The 18,731-nt window shown below is 35.1% G+C and carries 19 protein-coding genes; 11 read left to right on the forward strand and 8 right to left on the reverse strand.

Features of this window, described 5'->3' with window-relative positions:
- The first annotated feature begins 110 nt into the window (after positions 1–110).
- Positions 111–992, forward strand: a complete 882-nt coding sequence (locus VB248_RS19825; RefSeq protein WP_323298571.1) for an Rpn family recombination-promoting nuclease/putative transposase — start codon at positions 111–113, stop codon at positions 990–992.
- Positions 993–1,074: 82 nt separating this feature from the next.
- On the opposite strand, the gene VB248_RS19830 is transcribed toward VB248_RS19825, so the two are convergent.
- Both VB248_RS19830 and dnaG read right to left on the reverse strand, forming a co-directional pair.
- Positions 1,075–1,575, reverse strand: coding sequence for a SixA phosphatase family protein (locus VB248_RS19830; protein ID WP_323298572.1), 501 nt, complete (start codon positions 1,573–1,575; stop codon positions 1,075–1,077).
- 21 nt (positions 1,576–1,596) lie between these two features.
- Positions 1,597–3,669 carry a DNA primase gene (gene dnaG / locus VB248_RS19835; RefSeq protein ID WP_323298573.1) on the reverse strand — a complete coding sequence of 691 codons (2,073 nt, stop codon included), beginning with the start codon at positions 3,667–3,669 and terminating at the stop codon, positions 1,597–1,599.
- A 197-nt stretch (positions 3,670–3,866) separates the two neighbouring features.
- Between dnaG and VB248_RS19840 the strand changes: the two genes are divergently transcribed.
- The gene (locus VB248_RS19840) at positions 3,867–4,682 is read left to right on the forward strand and encodes a hypothetical protein (protein ID WP_323298574.1); all 816 of its coding nucleotides are present in this window, start codon (positions 3,867–3,869) and stop codon (positions 4,680–4,682) included.
- 119 nt (positions 4,683–4,801) lie between these two features.
- Here VB248_RS19840 and VB248_RS19845 read toward each other — a convergent pair whose 3' ends face one another.
- Entirely contained in the window at positions 4,802–5,014 is a 213-nt protein-coding gene (locus VB248_RS19845) for a hypothetical protein (RefSeq protein WP_323298575.1), read from the reverse strand.
- Between the two features lie 266 nt (positions 5,015–5,280).
- Between VB248_RS19845 and rimO the strand changes: the two genes are divergently transcribed.
- A complete protein-coding gene (gene rimO, locus VB248_RS19850) occupies positions 5,281–6,591 on the forward strand; it encodes a 30S ribosomal protein S12 methylthiotransferase RimO (RefSeq protein ID WP_323298576.1) in 1,311 nt (436 codons plus the stop codon).
- Positions 6,592–6,740: 149 nt separating this feature from the next.
- Here rimO and VB248_RS19855 read toward each other — a convergent pair whose 3' ends face one another.
- Together VB248_RS19855 and VB248_RS19860 are read right to left on the reverse strand one after the other, a co-directional pair.
- Complete coding sequence (locus VB248_RS19855) at positions 6,741–7,355, reverse strand: inorganic pyrophosphatase (RefSeq protein WP_323298577.1); 615 nt, start codon at positions 7,353–7,355, stop codon at positions 6,741–6,743.
- A 92-nt stretch (positions 7,356–7,447) separates the two neighbouring features.
- On the reverse strand, positions 7,448–8,122 hold the full coding sequence (locus tag VB248_RS19860; protein WP_323298578.1) for a TatD family hydrolase: 675 nt from the start codon (positions 8,120–8,122) through the stop codon (positions 7,448–7,450).
- Between the two features lie 119 nt (positions 8,123–8,241).
- Between VB248_RS19860 and VB248_RS19865 the strand changes: the two genes are divergently transcribed.
- A complete protein-coding gene (locus VB248_RS19865; protein ID WP_323298579.1) occupies positions 8,242–9,741 on the forward strand; it encodes a cryptochrome/deoxyribodipyrimidine photo-lyase family protein in 1,500 nt (499 codons plus the stop codon).
- 91 nt (positions 9,742–9,832) lie between these two features.
- A complete protein-coding gene (gene def, locus VB248_RS19870) occupies positions 9,833–10,411 on the forward strand; it encodes a peptide deformylase (RefSeq protein ID WP_323298580.1) in 579 nt (192 codons plus the stop codon).
- Between the two features lie 152 nt (positions 10,412–10,563).
- Here def and VB248_RS19875 read toward each other — a convergent pair whose 3' ends face one another.
- Positions 10,564–11,214 (reverse strand): T9SS type A sorting domain-containing protein, encoded by a 651-nt coding sequence (locus VB248_RS19875; protein ID WP_323298581.1) that lies wholly within the window; start codon positions 11,212–11,214, stop codon positions 10,564–10,566.
- 157 nt (positions 11,215–11,371) lie between these two features.
- Positions 11,372–13,096, reverse strand: a complete 1,725-nt coding sequence (locus tag VB248_RS19880; RefSeq protein ID WP_323298582.1) for an OstA-like protein — start codon at positions 13,094–13,096, stop codon at positions 11,372–11,374.
- A gap of 35 nt (positions 13,097–13,131) precedes the next feature.
- Between VB248_RS19880 and tilS the strand changes: the two genes are divergently transcribed.
- Positions 13,132–14,460, forward strand: a complete 1,329-nt coding sequence (gene tilS / locus VB248_RS19885; RefSeq protein WP_323298583.1) for a tRNA lysidine(34) synthetase TilS — start codon at positions 13,132–13,134, stop codon at positions 14,458–14,460.
- Positions 14,461–14,556: 96 nt separating this feature from the next.
- Here tilS and VB248_RS19890 read toward each other — a convergent pair whose 3' ends face one another.
- On the reverse strand, positions 14,557–14,961 hold the full coding sequence (locus VB248_RS19890) for a DUF5618 family protein (RefSeq protein WP_323298584.1): 405 nt from the start codon (positions 14,959–14,961) through the stop codon (positions 14,557–14,559).
- A gap of 205 nt (positions 14,962–15,166) precedes the next feature.
- On the opposite strand from VB248_RS19890, the gene VB248_RS19895 reads away from it, so the two are divergent.
- From VB248_RS19895 to VB248_RS19915, 5 genes are all read left to right on the forward strand, one after another.
- Entirely contained in the window at positions 15,167–15,670 is a 504-nt protein-coding gene (locus VB248_RS19895; RefSeq protein ID WP_323298585.1) for an RNA polymerase sigma factor, read from the forward strand.
- Between the two features lie 35 nt (positions 15,671–15,705).
- Positions 15,706–16,317, forward strand: a complete 612-nt coding sequence (locus VB248_RS19900; RefSeq protein WP_323298586.1) for a hypothetical protein — start codon at positions 15,706–15,708, stop codon at positions 16,315–16,317.
- A gap of 34 nt (positions 16,318–16,351) precedes the next feature.
- Positions 16,352–17,227, forward strand: a complete 876-nt coding sequence (locus tag VB248_RS19905; protein WP_323298587.1) for a TraB/GumN family protein — start codon at positions 16,352–16,354, stop codon at positions 17,225–17,227.
- Positions 17,228–17,241: 14 nt separating this feature from the next.
- A complete protein-coding gene (locus tag VB248_RS19910) occupies positions 17,242–17,736 on the forward strand; it encodes a hypothetical protein (protein WP_323298588.1) in 495 nt (164 codons plus the stop codon).
- 81 nt (positions 17,737–17,817) lie between these two features.
- The gene (locus VB248_RS19915; protein WP_323298589.1) at positions 17,818–18,663 is read left to right on the forward strand and encodes an MOSC domain-containing protein; all 846 of its coding nucleotides are present in this window, start codon (positions 17,818–17,820) and stop codon (positions 18,661–18,663) included.
- Positions 18,664–18,731 lie beyond the last annotated feature (68 nt).

Raw genomic sequence — 18,731 nt, forward strand, 5'->3', positions numbered from 1 at the left:
TCTTCTTTTTTGTAGGTCTTAGGAGAGCCTAAAATCAGTTGAAGTACTTGGTTAGCTTTCTTAAAACAAGAAAATATTGTAAATTTAAGTTTAATTAAGTAGTTGATTATATGGACATTTACAACGAAAATAGAAGGTTTATCTCAATCCTTTCAGATTATGGTTTTAAGGCTACCTTTGGAAATGAAGCGGACACTACTTTTCTAAAAAAGGCTTTACAAGCCTTAATAGACTCATCTATTCCAATAAAATTAGTCGAGTTTGTTAAAAATGATATTTCTGCCATTACAATAGACAGCCGTAGCGGGATTTATGACATTGCTTGTGTTGATGAAAATGAAAATCACTTTATCGTGGAAATGCAGTTGAGTGAATACCCTGAGTTTATCCAACGCATGAAATTTTATGTTTTACATCGCTTTAATACCTTAGTAAAGAAAGGTGAGTATAAATTTGAAAATCTACCAAGGATTTATTGTATTGGAATTTTAGCAAAAAGTATTTTTTCACAAATAACTGACTATCATAACATTGCTATACTTCGCAATTCCAAAAATGAAACTATTGACGACCAAATGTCGTTCGTAACAGTAGAACTTGACAAGTTCAAAAAGAAGCAAACAGAAGTAACAACTGATTTAGATAAACTCATTTATACAATGCAAAATTTACATAAAGTTACAGAAACATCACAGTTTCCTACTTTTTGGAATGAGGATTGGCTCAAAAAAGCTATATCTGAATTAGACATTCGTAACATGACGCCAGAACAAAAATTAGCTTATGAAATGGCTATTTCGGCTAATGCTTTGGCGGTAAAAAACGAAAGTAAAAAAATACAAGAAGCAAGAGAAGCTGAAAACTTAGCAGTGAAAACAGAAACCATTATGAATGCTCTTTCTATGGAGCTGACGCTTGAACAAAGTGCTAAATTAGCAAATGTTTCTATCGACTTTGTTTTGTCTGTCCAAAAACAACTTACTGGTGAATAGACGTTTCTAATTACTCAAAGAACATTTTTATAGAAAGGGGTAGTGTGTGAGTGATACACGCTACCCTCTCCTTTTCAAACCCTCAATTCCCCAAAATACTTTCTGGCGTTTCGTAAAAAGTAAGCGTTGCTGATTTTTTGCCTACTTCTGCCCAAGTGAAATGCTCAATCGTCATGGCTACTACGCCACAAGTGGGCATTGAATCAATTTCTGCGTGAGTTAAGTACTCTGCAAAATAACTGATGCTCGGATTGTGTCCTACCAAAATAGCTGTTTGTACATTTTCAGGAATGGCATTGATGGCATCCAAATAATGCTTTGGCGAACTTTCGTATAAAGAACGACGTACAAGTACTTTGTCTTCGTCAATTCCCAATTGTTCACATAATACTTTTGCCGTCATTTGTGTACGTTCGGCATTAGAAGTAATGACTAAATCCACTGGGTTTTCTATCTTTTTGGATAAAAATTTGCCCATACGAGCCACGTCAATCATGCCACTGGAAGTAAGTGGACGCACTATATCGGGACTAACCGACTGTGAAGCAGTAGCATGACGAACCAAATATAATCTCTTTATCATCTTTTGTGGTTTTGTTTATTTCTATCTTCCAATTACAGTTCCAAGCTCTTTCGCAATTTGCTTTTCTATGGCTTTTGCTTCCATAAACAAACTGAGTAAATGCGTTTGCTCGGCTGCATCGTTGGTTGTTGCCATTTGTTGAATTAAATTTTTCATCTGTTGGTCATTAAAAGCCTTCTTGATTCTAAGAATATTTTGATAGGCTAAATCTGCCAATTTATCGTCTTCGGTAGGAACAATAATTTCATACTTGAGCCAAATTTCCGAAGCGGCGTAGCGTTCGGTAGCTAAATTGATGGCTTCTTGCTGAATGGCGTTATCGCTATGACTAATAAAGTAATTTGTATCTAAAACGATGCCTTCTAAGAATTTCGCACGACAAAGTGATAAAATACGCTGATAAATAGGGGTTTCAAAATTGATTCCTTCAATCTCCGACAAAATATATTGCATCAATGTAACGCCTGGTGCTACAACTGGGTCAACATCTTTAAAGCCATGATTCACCAATAATCTTACACATTCTCTTTCCTGTAAAGTAATTCCTGAAGGAACGCTTTTGGTGCTTTCTACTGGATTCGGCGTTTTTGGCGGAGGAGTATCCATAGGAAAACCCGAAAACTCCTCTTCTTCTGAAAAGCTTGGTAAATCATCAAAATTGATATTTTCTTTGGGTTTACTTAGGGTTACGCCCGAAGGTAAATCATTTTGTAATCGCTGACGATTTGACTCTCTCTGTGTGTCTTTTTCTTTTTGTTTTCCTCTTTCAAGCGTAATTTTATTACTTTCCGAAATCAGTACTCTTTCATCAATTTGCATCAAATTGGCGGTTTTCTGAAAAAATACAGACCTTTTGATTGAATCTGGAATTTTAGAAATACTTGCCACCATGTCTTTGATTAATTCTGCTCTTTTGAAAGGGTCATTTCCTGCTTCTTTCAGAAAAAGTTCAGCTTTGAAAGTTATAAAATCGCTTGCGGTTTTTTGAATATAATCGACAAAGGCTTCTGAACCAATTTTCTGAACATAACTGTCGGGGTCTTCGCCTTCTGGAAAAACTACGAGTTTTACATTGAGTCCTTCTTCCAAAATCATGTCCATTCCTCGCAAGGACGCTTTAATTCCCGCAGGGTCGCCATCGTACAAAACGGTGATATTTTGTGTAAATCGGGCAATTAAACGAATCTGCTCAATCGTCAATGAAGTACCCGACGAAGCCACTACATTTTCGATACCTGCTTGATGCAATGAAATGACATCGGTATAACCTTCTACCAAGTAACAAACGTCTTTGGTTCTGATGGCATTTTTGGCTTGAAAAATCCCGTAAAGTACATTTGATTTATGATAAACTTCGGTTTCAGGCGAGTTTAAATACTTGGCTTGTGATTTGTCATTTTTCAGAATTCTTGCTCCAAAGGCAATTACTTTCCCTGCTACATTATGAATCGGAAAAGTAACTCGGTTTCTAAAGCGGTCGAAAGTTTTTTGGTTTTGATAAGTACTTTCGTTTTCATTAGTTTTTAGAATCGTGAGTCCAGCTTTTACCAAAATATCCAAATTATAGCCATTTTTCTGGGCTTCTTTCGTAAAAGCATCCCAACTATCTAAGCTATATCCCAATTCAAAAGTACGAATGGTTTTATCATTAAAACCTCTTTCTTTGAAGTAAGGATACGCAATAGATTGCCCTTCGTCATGTTGAAAAAGGTTATTTTGATAGTAATTTTTGGCATAATTCAGAGCGATTAAAAGACTTTCTCGTTCATTTTGTGCCAATTGTTGTTCATCAGTAAGTTGCGTTTCTTGGATTTCGATGCCGTACTTCTTGGCAAGGTGGCGAAGTGCTTCACCATAACCCAAGCCTTCAATATCCATAATAAAACGGATAGAGTCGCCTGCTTTTCCACAACCGAAACATTTATAAATACCTTTGGCAGGTGATACAGAAAAAGAAGGAGATTTTTCGCCATGAAAAGGACAACAAGCCCAAAGGTTTGCTCCTTTTTTCTTTAAGGAAACATAGTCGCCGATTACGTCGGCAATATCAGCACTTTGTCGGATTCTCTCTATGGTTGATGGGTCTATTCGCATACGCCAAAATTACATCTTTTTAAAATGTTGTTATCATTTTCGTTTCAAAATGACAACAAATTAAAGATAAGAAGATATGATAAAATTTAAGAAATTTTAAGGGTAAAAGCCAGTTTAATTGTCGTACTTTTGACAATTAAAACCGTACTTTTGCGTTTGATTATTTTGATAATCAAACATTAGATTCAGGATTTACAATGAGACGATTTATACTTTTCTTCATACTTTCAAGTTTTGTTTCTTTTGGTGTTTCAGCCCAAAAAGCTGATAGCCTGAAGTTTATCACGATTCGTCCAACGGCTTCGGTCTTGAATTATGATTGGTTTGAAAAAAGTATTGTTGGAGAAATCGGGCTACAACTGAAAATACAAGCAAGCCCCAAAACAAATATTACTTTTGGCACAGGTTTATTTAAAAGCCTAAGTACTTCTCAGAAAAACGCTGTTGAGGCCGCTTCTTTATCTAACGTGTTTGATAAACAATTTAATGTTGGAAATGCCAACCTTCTCCCTAATTATCCACAAAAAAGATACAATGGTGGCTTTTTTAATGTAGATGTGGGCGTGCCTTTCAAGCTAAAAGACAGCACCAATTGGGTACTTGAACCATTTTTGGGTATTGAAGGAAAATTCTGGAATCGTACTTCCGAATACGGAACAGAGGGAAATCCGCTTACTGTTCAAGAAAAATATAAATTCCTTTCTCCTACTTTTGGAGCAAAAGTTAATTACACTACAAAATCTAAAGTAAAATTAACGCTAAGAATTTCAGCAAGTTATCCTGTTTTATCAAAAATAAAATTAGACGAGAAGAATCTAAATATGCCAAATGCTGAATTAGATTTGAAGAAACAATTATCGCCGTCTATCGAAATCGGAGCAAGAATTAAAAAGTTGACTATCAAACTCCGTTATGAAAGAATCAACATTGGTGCATCTGATTCTTTGCGTGGTTTCTCAACACCATCTTCAAAAGCTAATGTTTCAGGAGTTTCAATTGGTTATGATTTTTAGGTATTCAGCTATAAGCTTTGAGCTATGAGCTATAAGCAACGAGCTTTGAGCTTTTTAATTTAAAACCATATTGACAAAAAAAGCTCATAACTCAAAGCTGATGACTCACAGCTGACAGCTTACAGCTCATTCCGCTTAATCGCCTCATAATCCGTTTTCAAGCGTCCCATTTCTCTGGCAATAAAAGTTTGTAATTGAGTATTGAAAGATTTTTTATCTTCTTCGTTCAACGAAGCATAAAAATCCTTTAATTCTTGATTGATAGCTGCACGCTCTTCGGCTGAAGCGGCGTTGATTGAACGTACATGATATTGTTTGAAATTGAAATCCATGTTAATAATTTGAAAATTTGAAGATATGTTAATTTGAAAATTAACAAGACAATTCTGTCACGAAAAGAATGATACTTTCATTTTTGAACAACAAAGTTAGAGTTTTCAATAGAAATAAATTAAATTCTACCATTGATTTTAACACTTCTAAGCCATCACTTCAAAAGAAAAAAGCGAAGGCTTCTCTTCAAAGCTGAATGCTGAAAAATTTTGTTGTAAATTGCAGGCTAATTAAAAATTTCCCATCAGCATTTGGGCTTCTTGAAATGAAAACTAAAACATTACGTAAGAATAAAGTAAATATCGTAACGCTGGGTTGCAGTAAAAACTTGGTGGATTCAGAAGTAATTTACACGCAATTGAAAGGTAATGGCATGAATGTTACACATGAATCTAAAAAGGACGATGCCAACGTTGTGATTGTAAATACTTGTGGATTTATTGATAATGCCAAACAAGAATCTATTGATACAATTTTGAGATACGTGGATGCCAAAGAATCTGGCATTATTGATAAATTGTACGTTACGGGCTGTTTGTCGCATCGTTATAAAGATGAATTAGAGGCTGAAATTCCAGCCGTTGATGCTTTTTTTGGCACAAACGAATTGCCTCGTTTGCTAAAAACGCTAAAAGCAGACTACAAACACGAACTCATCGGCGAGCGTTTACTCACTACGCCAACACATTATGCTTATTTGAAAATTGCGGAGGGTTGCGACCGTCCTTGTTCTTTCTGTGCTATTCCTTTGATGCGTGGCGGACACGTTTCTCGTTCTATTGAAGATTTGGTCGTTGAAGCAAAATCATTAGTAAAACGTGGTACAAAAGAATTGATATTGATTGCCCAAGATTTAACGTATTACGGATTAGATATTTATAAAAAGCGTAATCTTTCTGAATTGTTAGAGCAATTTGCCGACATCGAAGGACTTGATTGGATTCGTTTGCAATACGCTTATCCAGCAGGTTTCCCGATGGATGTTTTAGACACAATGGCAAAATATCCAAACATTTGTAAGTATTTGGATATGCCTTTACAAAGTGGTTCTACAGAAGTATTGAAAAGAATGCGTCGTGGTATTACTCGTGAAAAAACTGAAGATTTAATCAACGCCATTCGTGACAGAGTACCAGAAATTGCTTTGAGAACAACTTTGATTTCTGGGCATCCAGGAGAAACCGAAGCAGATTTTGAAGAAACTTATCAGTTTGTTGAAAAAATGCGTTTCGACCGTCTGGGTGTTTTCACTTATTCGCATGAAGACGATACGCATTCACACACTTTTGAAGACGATGTACCTGCGGAAGTAAAACAAGAGCGTGCCGACGAAATTATGGCTTTGCAACAAGATATTTCGATGGAATTGAACCAGAACAGAATCGGGAATACTTACAAAGTACTATTCGACAGAAAAGAAGGTGGGTATTTTATTGGAAGAACACAATTCGACTCGCCTGAAGTGGATAACGAAGTTTTAGTTCCAGCTACGCAATACGTGCGTTTGGGCGATTTTGCCAACGTAAAAGTAAATCGTGCAGAGGAGTTTGATTTGTACGGGGAAGTGGTGGTGTAATTTTTTAATTTGAAAATTTGAGGATTTGAAGATTTGAAAATTGTAAGCGAGAAAGGATTATAAAAATCATAATTCATACTTTACAACATTTTCAAATCTTCAAATCCTTATTAGATTTTCAAATCCTCAAATTTTCAAATCAATTTATATTATCCTACCAAGTTACGGTAGTCTTCTCTTGATTTCAAAATGATTTGGTGAGCTACTTCTGCACCGTAAACTTCATCAATATCAACCGCTACTTTTTCTTCGCCTGGGATATTTTTGTACGTTAAGAAATAGTGAACCAAACGGTCGATAATTGGTTTTGGACACTGAGAAATGTCTGTCCAGCCACCATATAATGAATCGCCTTTCAAAACAGCAATGATTTTATCATCTGCTTCTCCTTTATCAATCATTCTAATTCCACCGATTGGAATAGCCTGACAAATAATATCTCCATGTGTGATAGTACGTTCAGAAAGAACTAAAATATCCAATGGGTCTCCATCGCCTGATTCAATCGCTTTTCCTGATTGCTCACGAGCAAACTGAGCAGTATTTTCACCACAGTAAGTTTGAGGTAAGAAGCCGTACAAGGCAGGAACGATGTTAGAGAATTTTTGAGGACGGTCGATTTTCAAATAACCAGTCTCTTTGTCGATTTCATACTTTACAGTATCTGTTGATACTATCTCGATGAAAGCAGTAACTACTTTCGGCATGTTCTCTCCAATCTGGATGCCATGCCATGGATGGGCTTTATAAAAGTTTCTTTGCATACTAATTGGTTGGTAGTGGATGGATAGTGGTGTGTGAGGAATACCCGTTTTAATCTCTTTCGCAACCGGTTTTTTGACTCTTGATTTTTTTTTCATACCACGCTCGAATCGACACTTACTACTATTTTGAAATTTTGTAATATTTGTTCTTGTAAAACTTCAACAGGCTGGTTTAAATAGTTTGAAGCATGGGCAAATATAGTCGAAATAAAGCAATTTTTGTCGTCTGTTTCTAAAAATAACTGCTGAATTGGCATAGTTGAGATGATTTTACTGGCATTCGATTCAGAATTTAATATAGCCGTTCCGAAAGAAAGATAAAATTGATGTTTAATTAATTCTTCGGCAATTTGGGCATTATTATTAAAGCCATGAACTATCATTGGAATACTGGTTTTCAACTTTTTTTTCAAGGCAATCAAGTCCGAAAAAGCCTTTACGCAATGAATAATCACAGGTTTTTGCAAGCTTTCTGCCAAACGAATTTGTCTGATAAATACTTCTTCTTGAAATCTTAAATCTAAAGTTATCAATCTATCCAAGCCACATTCGCCAATGGCTAAAACGTTTGGCTGGCGAGCCAATTTTTCTAATTGAGCAAAATCCTCATCAATCCTTTCAGGTTTGATATACCACGGATGCAAACCCACCGAAAATTTTCCCACAGCCATATCCATCCAACCCGAAGCCGTTTGAGCATTAATAATACTCAAAGTATCTTTTTCTGTGGAAGGATGATGTGTGTGAATGTTGAGATAGATGGACATTAGAAATTCAGCTTTGCGTTTCAAATAAGTATGAGTGATTCTACAAATTACAACTCATTCTCAAAACAAATATACTCCTTTCAAGATTTATAAAGTACTCAAATGTCCTATCAAAATAAGTGATCAATATCTTGTGGTTTAAACGTGACCTTCGTTTGAGAGACAACGAAGCCTTGAAAGAAGCATTGGCGGATAATAAACCGCTTTTGATGCTCTATTGCTTTGAACCCTCGCTGATGCAAGATGCCCATTATTCTGCTCGCCATTGGCAGTTTGTTTGGGAGGCTTTACAGGATTTAAACCAACAATTACAAAGTATTCATCCGCAACTTTCTATTAAAATTATTTATGGAGAAGTAACCTCCTCTTTGGAAACTTTACACAAAAAAGAAACGATTCATAAAATCTTTTCACATCAAGAAACAGGGCTTAAAATTACTTATGACCGAGACAAAGCCGTAAGTACTTTCTGTAAACAAGAGCAAATTACTTGGCTGGAATTTCAGAACAATGGGGTAGTGAGAGGCAAACGCAATCGTGAAAACTGGGGAAAAGAGTGGCATCAGTACATGAGTAAGCCATTGGCAGAAGCTGATTTCAATAATATTGAATCGAATTTGAAATTACCAGAAAATTTGCCCATTCAAGTAATCAACAATCCTGCGATACTTTTCAAAGACTATACTTTCAATAAAGCACAACAGCCCGGAGGAGAAAGTTTTGCTCATCGTTATCTTCATTCTTTTCTGAACGAAAGAGTAAAGAATTATGCAAAATCGCTCTCAAAACCTTTGGCTTCTCGCAAAGGTTGTAGTCGGCTTTCGCCATATATTGCTTGGGGATGTATCAGTGTTCGGCAAATTTATCAAGCTCAAATAAAAGCTTCAAAAGAAAATCCAACACTCAAGTGGCAGTTGGATAATTTTGGTTCAAGACTGCGTTGGCATTGTCATTTTATCCAAAAGTTTGAAATGGAAGACCGAATGGAATTTGAAAATCTCAACCGTGGCTACGATTCCCTTCTGATTAGTGAAAATGATGATTTTTTTCAAGCTTGGGCAGAAGGTAAAACGGGTTTTCCGTTGGTAGATGCTTGTATGCGTTGTTTGATTGAAACAGGTTATCTTAATTTTCGGATGCGTGCTATGTTGGTTTCGGTACTTACTCATCAACTTTTTCAACATTGGAAAGAAGGAGCTTTGCATTTGGCAAGATTGTTTTTAGATTTCGAGCCGGGCATTCATTATCCACAAATCCAGATGCAAGCGGGTGTTACGGGCATTAATACGGTCAGGATGTACAATCCTATCAAACAGTCGCAAGAACATGACCCCGAAGGTATTTTTATCAAACAATGGCTTCCAGAATTAAAGAATTGTCCTTTGTCGTACCTCCACGAACCTTGGAAAATGACCAACTTGGAACAAGATTTTTACGGTTTTCATCTCAACGTGGATTATCCTTTGCCACTTATCAATTTTGAAGAAAATACCAAAATTGCGAAAGAACGTATCTGGGGACACTGCAAAACAGATGAAGTAAAAGCCTCAAAAAAGCAAATTTTAGAAAAACATACCATTCCGAAGAAGGAAGCCGTACAACGAAGAAAGAAAAAATAAACCTTTTCTGTAACTTTGTGGAAAGATTTGCGAAAGCCAATCACATACATAACCAATCGGTGAGTTTTGCCGAATTCAGAAAATACAGAAAATGATTTATCCTATAGTTGCCTACGGTGATTCCGTTCTCAGAAAAGTTGCCGTTGATATAGAAAAAGGCTCAATTGATGTTAAGAAATTATCAGAAGATATGTTTGAAACCATGTACAATGCTTCTGGTGTAGGTTTGGCTGCTCCGCAAATTGGCTTGGCTATCAGAATGTTTGTAGTGGACGGTCGCCCGTTTAACGAAGGGGAAGATTTAGACGAACGAGACAAAGACCCATCTTTAGTAGATTTCAAAAAAGTATTTATCAATGCTGAAATTTTAGAAGAAGACGGCGACGAGTGGGCTTTTGAAGAAGGCTGTTTGTCGATTCCAAATATCCGTGAAGATGTTTATCGTCCAGAATTTGTAAAAATTAAGTACTTGGATGTTGACTGGAACGAGCATATCGAAGAGTACGAAGGTTTGGCAGCTCGCATTATCCAACACGAATATGACCATATCGACGGAATTCTTTTCACCGACCATTTAAGTCCTGTGAAAAAGAGAATGCTGAAAAACAAATTGGCTAACATTAGCAAAGGAAATATCAAAGTAGATTACAAAATGAAATTTCCGAAGTAATTGTTTTTCCATAAAAATTAAAAAGGGTATCGAACTATTTCGATACCCTTTTTAATTTTTATACTTTTCGGAAGCTAAGTAAAGTTTTGATAATCAATGTGTAAAGTCAAAACGCTACACTCGTCAATCATCACTCTTACTCATCTATCTATTCACTGATGTCTAACCAATAACTTTTTCGTTACTAACGAACGTCCGTCGGCTGATAATTGATAGAGATAAATACCGTTTCCCCATTCTTTTGTCGAAATTCTTAATTTTCCTTGTTCTTTGTCTAATACTTCTTCTTTTACTTCACTTCCCAAAACGTTATAAAAAGTAATTTTCACTTCGTTTACCTGCGAGGTCATCACGTAATCAATCGTGGCATAATCATCCGCAGGATTGGGATATATATTAGAAACAATTAATTTTTCGTTATTAAAAAGTCTATCTTCTGTACTGATTGCTTCTTCTGCTTTGTTAGATTCAGTACTTGTTAGACTGGCTGTTTCAGTTTTAGCTAAATGGGCATTACTTTTTGGAGCTTGCACCATTAATGAATTAGTAAAATACTGGCGAATAGCAGTAGAACGTTGATAGTTTATATTTCTATCAAGCGAAAGATGTGATGGCTGAAAGTATGAAAACGGCTTCTTTTTGAAAGAAGTCGAGTTGATAATCTGATTCATCGTTTTTTGCTTGGGTTTTACTTCCAAGCGGCTTTTATAGCGGCTATCTGTTGTTTGTGCAAACACGAATGTCACCGACATTGTGAAGGCAATCAACAAAATAGCTCGTATGTGTGATAGTATAGGTTTCATTTCATTTATTAGTTATTTAGTCCAAACAAGATTAAGATATTCAGAAAAAACTTTTGTGCAATTACAATTATATAGACTGTTTATTCTTGAAAAAGGTTGCTTGGAAATCTTAATATTTTCAATATTTGAACAAAAATATATCAAAAAAATTCTATTTTCAAAGTTTGGTTTTAGATTTCTTGATTATTTTATCTAACGGTACAGGATTTACTGCTTTTATGTCTTTTTTTACCGACAAAGAATCTTTTTTTACTGCCTTTGTACTTGCTGGTATTGTGCGTGCTACTCTTGCTAAAATAGATTCTTTGGTGGGTTTATCTACCGCTTTCCATCTAAAACCGTCCAATTCTTTATCATCTTCTTTTACTTCTTTGGGTGGAATAAATTTTCCTTCGGGCTTTGCTAAAAAGGCAATTTTTGAAATTTTGTTTTTGGCAAAACTCATAGTCATTTTACCACATTGCACACGGTTCATACCTGTTAGCGTATTTTTTTCATCCACTGCAAAATAGATACTTTCGCCATTGCCTTCTACATTTACTTTTTCAATTTTCGAGTCCTTCGTAAAAGTTACCAACATTTTTCTTCCTTTCATTTGGTTGTAGTTGGTAAGGGTATCTATCGAAATCACAAAAGATTTACCTTTCATATTCATCGTACTGATTTTATTGTTTTTCAATAAAATATGAATAGAATCGGCTTCGGATTGATTCTTCAAATTCCACAAAATGGGCTTCTGATAGAAGTAAATAGTAGAATCTGAAACATTATAACTGAGTGAATCGCATTTGCCTGCAAAGTCACTTTTGTAAATCAGTACTTTCTTGTAAGCGTAAAGTTTCTTGGTTTTAGTTTCTTTGTTATCCAAAGAAACTAAAGTATCGGCTGTTAAAAAAAGCGTATCATTCTCAAAAACATTCTTCAATAAAGCGTGTCCAAATACTCTGGTAACACCCGTTTTTTTAGCATATCGTCCTCTATCTCCTGTTAAAATAGCTTTATCTTTTTTCGAGATAAAGTGAATATTTCCAATCGCTACACCAATTTCTGTCGGCGGGTCATAAATCATCGTGTCGGCAGTCATTGTATAATCTTCCGTTTTTACGGTCGAACGTCCTTTCAAATTAGAAATTTTCGTTACCGTATTATACTGACTTCCGGGATTGGCATAAGTAGTATCTTTTTTATTAACAACCAGCGTTGGAGCTATAAAAAAAGCTTCTTTCGACAAAGTACTATACCGCAAAGAATCAGCCGATAGGCTTCCTTCTTTATCAAAAACTTTTACATTTTTCTTGAAATCAAAAAGTTTTGTTACCGTACTGTAATAACCTTCTTTACTGGTAAGTGTACTCTTTTTATCGACAATTTTTCCACCAGTATTGTAATAAGCAATGTTGGTATTTAGGTCATAGTCCAAAGCACTTGTAGAAAGTACGATTGTTCGGTCATCTAATTTTACGTGACCATTAATTTTTGCTTTTCTTTCATTTCCGAAATAATAAGCAGTATCACCCGTAATTGTAACCGTGTCGGCTTGAATAATTTTTACTTTTCCGTAAGCTTCCAAAATATTGGTTGTTTCGTTCAAAACTGCCAAATTACAATACAAAAGCGTAGTGCCTTGTCGTAAACCAACGTTTCCAATCAGCTTTTTCATTTGCATAAATGGCTGATTTATACCAATTAAACTGTCGGCTTTGATAATTTCTACTTGATTTGAATTCGTAGTTTGGGCTTTTACCGAAAAAGAGGTGAAATTCAATAAAATCAACGTCAAGAAAATATACGATAAAATACTTGAAACGGACTTATTGCTTTCAAATGACTTCATCTTCTCTTGAATTGCTTTTAATTGATGTATTTTTGTGGAATATTTCATAAATCTTGTGCTTGCAAAATTAGCCAAATAAAATCATGCTCAACGAGTTTTTAACGTTTATTAACAAACAAAATCTTATTCAACCGTCTCAAAAAGTGCTTTTGGCTGTAAGTGGTGGTATGGATTCTGTCGTGATGTGCGACCTTTTCAGCAAAGCAAAAATTGATTTTGCCATTGCTCACTGCAATTTTGGTCTTCGTGGAGAAGAATCAAATGAAGACGAAATGTTTGTAAAAAAACTCTCTATCAAATACAAAGTTCCATTCTTTGTGACGACTTTCCAAACGGCTGATTTTGCCGAAAATGAAAAAATTTCGACACAAATGGCAGCTCGAATCCTTCGTTATGAATGGTTTGAAAAAATAAGAGTACAACACAATTTCGATTATATCGCTACGGCTCATCACCAAAACGATGTTTTAGAAACCGTTTTATTAAACCTTACCAAAGGTACTGGTATTGCTGGTTTGCATGGAATCAGAGTAAAAAACGGACACATTATTCGCCCAATTTTATTCGCTGAAAAAGAAAGTATTTTTGATTATGTAGTTGAAAATCAAATTATTTGGAGAGAAGACTCATCAAATGAATCCAATAAATATCAACGCAATCTGATTCGTAACGAAGTAGTGCCTTTGTTGAAACAAATCAACCCAAATCTTGAAAATACCATTCAACAAACCGTAGAAAGAATTACGGCAGTAGAAGATATTTTTGAACAAGAAATGGAAATGCTAAGAAAACAAATTACTTGGTCGGATTCTCAGGCGATTTATGTCAATTACAAAGCCATTCAAACGCTTTCGCAACCAGTGATTAAACTGGCGGAATTGTTGAAACCTTATCATTTTAGTTATCAGCAAAGTCAAGATATTTTTGAGGCTTTCGATAAAGAATCTGGTAAAACTTTCCTTACGCCGACCCATACTTTAGTAAAAGACCGAACAGAATTGGTGATTACGCCTAAAAATTTACAGGCTTTTACGAGCAAAACCATTGAAAAAAATAATGTGGTGGTAGAGTTTGGTGAAAGAATGTTGAATATCGGAGCAATTACAGAAATCGAAGAAGGATTTACAGTACCCACAGCCAAAAAAGTAGCTTGCTTAGATGCCGATAAAGTTCGTTTTCCGCTTCAATTAAGAAAATGGAAAGAAGGCGACTGGTTCTGTCCGCTTGGGATGAACAAGAAAAAACTTATCAGCGATTTTCTTATTGACCAAAAAGTACCTTTAAATCTAAAGAAAGAAGTTTATTTACTAACGTCAAACGGTTCGGTAGTTTGGGTAGTCGGTTTTAGAATTGATGACCGATTTAAAGTAACCGAAAAGACAAGTAAAATTTGCTTGATGGAAGTGAAGTAAATTGAGTTTAGAATTTTGAGTGCGGAGTGAGGAATAATTCTCCACTTTGTCATACATTTGATAAAGTGGAGAATTCCGAAAGCGATAAGCCAAGCATCAATCTGCAATAAATGCAATTATTTCCTTTGCAGTATTAAGTCCGTTAGTCATAATTCTTACGGATGGAATTCCGTGATAATAAAGACTTATATGCAAATCTCCATAAGCTTCGTTGAGCAAAGCTAAAAGCTTTTTATTATATTTTACAATTCGAGTTCTGTACTCTTCAATACTTCGAGGCTTAGTGAATTTATTTCCTTCTTTTCGTAATAAATACTCATCCAAAGCTAATAAAACTCCAACATAAGCAATCCCTGCTGCCGATTGAACATACTTTACATCGGCATATTCACCGTCTTTTTTCCCAGCTTTTTCTTTTAAAGTTTGCTTTGCATTTTCGATATACCTGTTGGCTTCTTGATAGGGCGTTGGCATCTTGCCTAAACTATTATTGGCTGTCATGGTTGTAATGATATAGATTTATTTATTTATGCTTTTAAAATTAAGCTTTTTCTTCAATACTTTCAACATAAGTAAAAGAAAATCAGCTTCATTGTATTTCTCAGAAACATACTTTATTAACTTGAAAGGAATTTTAAAACAAAAATTCTCATTTCAATGTAATTCTTTTTAAACTCATGCGACTAAACTTTCAAAAGCCTCAACTGTGTCATTTAATTCTTTAGAAAATCAATTTGTTGAACAAATCAAAATTCACCAAAGTATCGTGCATAAAGTGTGCGGTATGTATCGTCGTGACCCAGACGACCGCAAGGATTTGTTTCAAGAAATTGTGATTCAGTTGTGGAAGGCTTTTCCAAAATTCAGAAATGAAGCGAAAATATCAACATGGATTTACCAAATCTCACTAAATGTTGCCATTTCTGATTTTAGAAAAGAAAGTAGAAAACCTATCAGAGTAGAACTTTCGGATACGCTTTTGGATATTTCTGAACAGCATTACGACGATTCGATGGATGAAAAAGTAAAGGTTTTGTACAAGGCTATCGACCAACTTTCTGAAATTGAGAAGGCAATTATCATGCTCTATTTTGAAGAAAAACCCAATGAAGAAATCGCTGAAATTATCGGTATTACGCAAAATAATGTAAGAGTAAAAATGACTCGTATCAGAGAAAAACTAAGAACCTTGATGATAAAAGAACAGTAATTTCGAGATAAAAGTAAAATATTGTTAAACAAAAAATGGAATTAGACGAACTGAAAAATATTTGGCAAAAGACTTCACAAGAAAGTATTTCTTCGCAAATCGTTCAAAAAGAGGAACTCTCTTTGATGATTAAAGGGAAATCTAAAGATGCTTTGTCTAAATTAAAACGCAATATGGTAATTGAATCCATCTTGAGTTTGCTCTGTTTTCCATTTTTTATTTACATTATTTTGCTGCCAGATATTGCTGTTTTTCATAAGTACGTTTGTGGTATTTTGTTTGTGGTGACAGTCATCATTTTAGGTTTCTTTTGGGTTGAATATCGTATTATTCAAAATTTTGATGCTAATGTGGATTTGATTACTTCTCTTAAAAGTACCGTTCAGCAATTATCAAAATTCATCCGTATTTACCTGATTTTCAATTGTATCTTGCTGCTACCAATGATGTTTTATGGTTCAATTGTGGGGCTTGAAACCTCGGGACTTGAAATCTCCTCCAACTTTTTACTTATCAATGGACTTGTTACGATTTTGATTTCTCCGCTGGGTTATTGGTGGGTAAAATTTTATTTGAAAAAAGTATATCAACAACATTTAGAAAAACTCAAAAACTGCCTTGCAGAATTAGAAGAAAGCATTGACTAAAACTATTTTTCCACAAAAATTTCCTTTAACCAACATGACAAACTCCATTAAATTTTTCGCTATTGCTCTTATTTTTAGCTCTTTGTATTTCACTAAAGTTTATGCTCAAAAGGAAGAAAAATCACTTTTGTATGAAATTTCTGGCAATGGACTTTCAAAGCCTTCTTATATTTTCGGTACAATACACGTGATTTGCAAAGATGAATTTTTTATGCCACAAGTGGTAAAGGACAAATTTGCCACTACCGAACAAGTGTATTTGGAATTGGATATGGACGACCCGACGATGATGACAGAAATGCAAAAATCAATGATGATGACCGACGGCAAAACGCTGAAAACTATCATGTCGGAAGCTGATTATCAAAAGGTTGCTACTTTTTTCAAAGATTCTCTAAAAACAAATATTGCTATGATGAATGGCTTTAAACCTTTCGTTTTAAGCTCGATGACGATTCCTGTCATGCTGGGCTGTCCGATGCAGGGCTATGAAGAAGCTTTTGTGAAATTGGCGAAAGAGCAAAACAAAGAAGTAAAAGGTTTGGAAACAGTAAAAGAACAATTTGATGCTATCGACAATATGGGCATGGAAAAACAAGCTCAATTGATGTTGGTAAAAATGGTAGATAATTGGACAAAAGGTAAAACGGAAATGAAAACGATGATTAAAGATTATCGTAACCAAGACATCGAAGCTATATTAAAAGATATGGAGCATGCTTCAACAGCCGACGCTAATTTTGAAAAAGATTTATTGGAAAATAGAAACCGTAATTGGATTCCAAGAATTGATGCTATCATCAAAAGTAAGGCTACTTTTTTTGGCGTTGGAGCTGGACATTTGGGCGGAAAAACAGGAGTATTAGCTTTGTTGAAACAGCAAGGATATAAAGTAAAAGCCATCAAATAAAAATTTCATTAGAAATGAAACATTGGAAAAACCTCGGCAACAATTCTTATGCTTTTTTCGACTCAGAAAAGGAAATAGGAAAATTTACTTTTTTCAATACGCTCAATAGCAAAGCAATTGCTACTCAAAATGAGCAAGAATTTCATTTTAAAAGAACAGGTTTTTGGAAAAGTACAGTTGAGATTTCAGATAAATTAGGGCAAAAGATGGCTGAAATTTATCCTGAAAAATGGTACTCCAATACCTACATTTTGGTTTATAAAAACAAAAACTATCAACTGGTTATCAGAAACAATCCTTTGGCTGAATGGGTCATACTGGATAATAAAAAAGAGATTTTAGCCTACCAACTAAGTACCCAAAACGGAAAAGCGACGGTAAAAATCACTTCTGCGTCGGCAGAAATAGAAGTACTTTTTGACTATATTTTATGGTACTTGTTTCGACCGATTGCCCTTGAAAATACTGGCGAAGACCTAAGTTTTATGCTCCCTTTGTTGGTTCAGTAAAAGCCAAATTTTAAAACAAAAACCTGTGGAAAATATCAAAATCCACAGGTTTTTGTACTTTTGGAGGAAACCCACAAAATTATGTTACAACTCTCTGAAATTTGGATTTATCCCGTAAAATCACTTGGAGGAATTTCCCTCCAAGAAGCAATAGTTACTGAAAGAGGATTAGAAAATGACCGCCGTTGGCTTTTAGTAGATAATGAAGGCAATTTCTTGACACAAAGGCAATATCCACAATTAGCTATTTTCCAACCTGAAATTGACGACGATTTTTTAACCATTAAATATCTGAGAAATCCTGAAAAAACTTTAAAAGTAGGCATCAATGCCAAAAATGCTGATAAGAAGCTCATAGTGAAAGTTTGGGACGATAGTATCGAGGCTCAGGAAGTAAGCGAAGAGGCAAATACTTGGTTCTCTGAATTGTTGGAGATGCCCGTAAAATTGGTGGTAATGCCCGAAGAAAGTCGTAGAGAAGTAGATAAAAAATATGCTTTAACGGGTGAAGAAATCACTTCTTTTGCTGATGCTTACCCCTTTTTGGTCATTGGTCAGTCTTCATTAAATGATTTGAATACTCGTTTAGAAAAACCTGTTTCGATGAATCGCTTTCGCCCTAATTTGGTTTTTACGGGCGGCGAAGCCTACGAAGAAGAACAATGGTTTGAAGTACAAATTGGTAAAGCTACTTTTTGGGGCGTAAAACCCTGTGCAAGGTGTATTCTAACAACTGTCGACCAAAAAACTGGTGAAAAAACAGGAAAAGAACCGCTTTACACGCTTTCTACTTATAGAAAAGCTGGCAAAAGGGTTTTATTTGGACAAAATTTATTGGTTTCTGTTTTAGATAAAATTCAAGTTGGCGATGAAATTACGGTAAAAAGCACTAAAAAATTGCCTCAATTTGAGATTGAAAATGCCTAAAATGGAATATTTCAGCAATTCTTTGCGTTGTTTTTAACAAAGACTCTGATTAGTGTACGAAGGAAAAT

This window comes from Arcicella rigui (genome assembly GCF_034929435.1).
Lineage (GTDB): Bacteria > Bacteroidota > Bacteroidia > Cytophagales > Spirosomataceae > Arcicella > Arcicella rigui.

Coding starts and splice junctions, on each gene's coding strand:
- VB248_RS19825 (WP_323298571.1), top strand. CDS start 111: ATGGACATTTACAACGAAAATAGAAGGTTTATCTCAATCCTTTCAGAT.
- VB248_RS19830 (WP_323298572.1), bottom strand. CDS start 1,575: ATGATAAAGAGATTATATTTGGTTCGTCATGCTACTGCTTCACAGTCG.
- dnaG (WP_323298573.1), bottom strand. CDS start 3,669: ATGCGAATAGACCCATCAACCATAGAGAGAATCCGACAAAGTGCTGAT.
- VB248_RS19840 (WP_323298574.1), top strand. CDS start 3,867: ATGAGACGATTTATACTTTTCTTCATACTTTCAAGTTTTGTTTCTTTT.
- VB248_RS19845 (WP_323298575.1), bottom strand. CDS start 5,014: ATGGATTTCAATTTCAAACAATATCATGTACGTTCAATCAACGCCGCT.
- rimO (WP_323298576.1), top strand. CDS start 5,281: ATGAAAACTAAAACATTACGTAAGAATAAAGTAAATATCGTAACGCTG.
- VB248_RS19855 (WP_323298577.1), bottom strand. CDS start 7,355: ATGCAAAGAAACTTTTATAAAGCCCATCCATGGCATGGCATCCAGATT.
- VB248_RS19860 (WP_323298578.1), bottom strand. CDS start 8,122: ATGTCCATCTATCTCAACATTCACACACATCATCCTTCCACAGAAAAA.
- def (WP_323298580.1), top strand. CDS start 9,833: ATGATTTATCCTATAGTTGCCTACGGTGATTCCGTTCTCAGAAAAGTT.
- VB248_RS19875 (WP_323298581.1), bottom strand. CDS start 11,214: ATGAAACCTATACTATCACACATACGAGCTATTTTGTTGATTGCCTTC.
- VB248_RS19880 (WP_323298582.1), bottom strand. CDS start 13,096: ATGAAATATTCCACAAAAATACATCAATTAAAAGCAATTCAAGAGAAG.
- tilS (WP_323298583.1), top strand. CDS start 13,132: ATGCTCAACGAGTTTTTAACGTTTATTAACAAACAAAATCTTATTCAA.
- VB248_RS19890 (WP_323298584.1), bottom strand. CDS start 14,961: ATGACAGCCAATAATAGTTTAGGCAAGATGCCAACGCCCTATCAAGAA.
- VB248_RS19900 (WP_323298586.1), top strand. CDS start 15,706: ATGGAATTAGACGAACTGAAAAATATTTGGCAAAAGACTTCACAAGAA.
- VB248_RS19905 (WP_323298587.1), top strand. CDS start 16,352: ATGACAAACTCCATTAAATTTTTCGCTATTGCTCTTATTTTTAGCTCT.
- VB248_RS19910 (WP_323298588.1), top strand. CDS start 17,242: ATGAAACATTGGAAAAACCTCGGCAACAATTCTTATGCTTTTTTCGAC.
- VB248_RS19915 (WP_323298589.1), top strand. CDS start 17,818: ATGTTACAACTCTCTGAAATTTGGATTTATCCCGTAAAATCACTTGGA.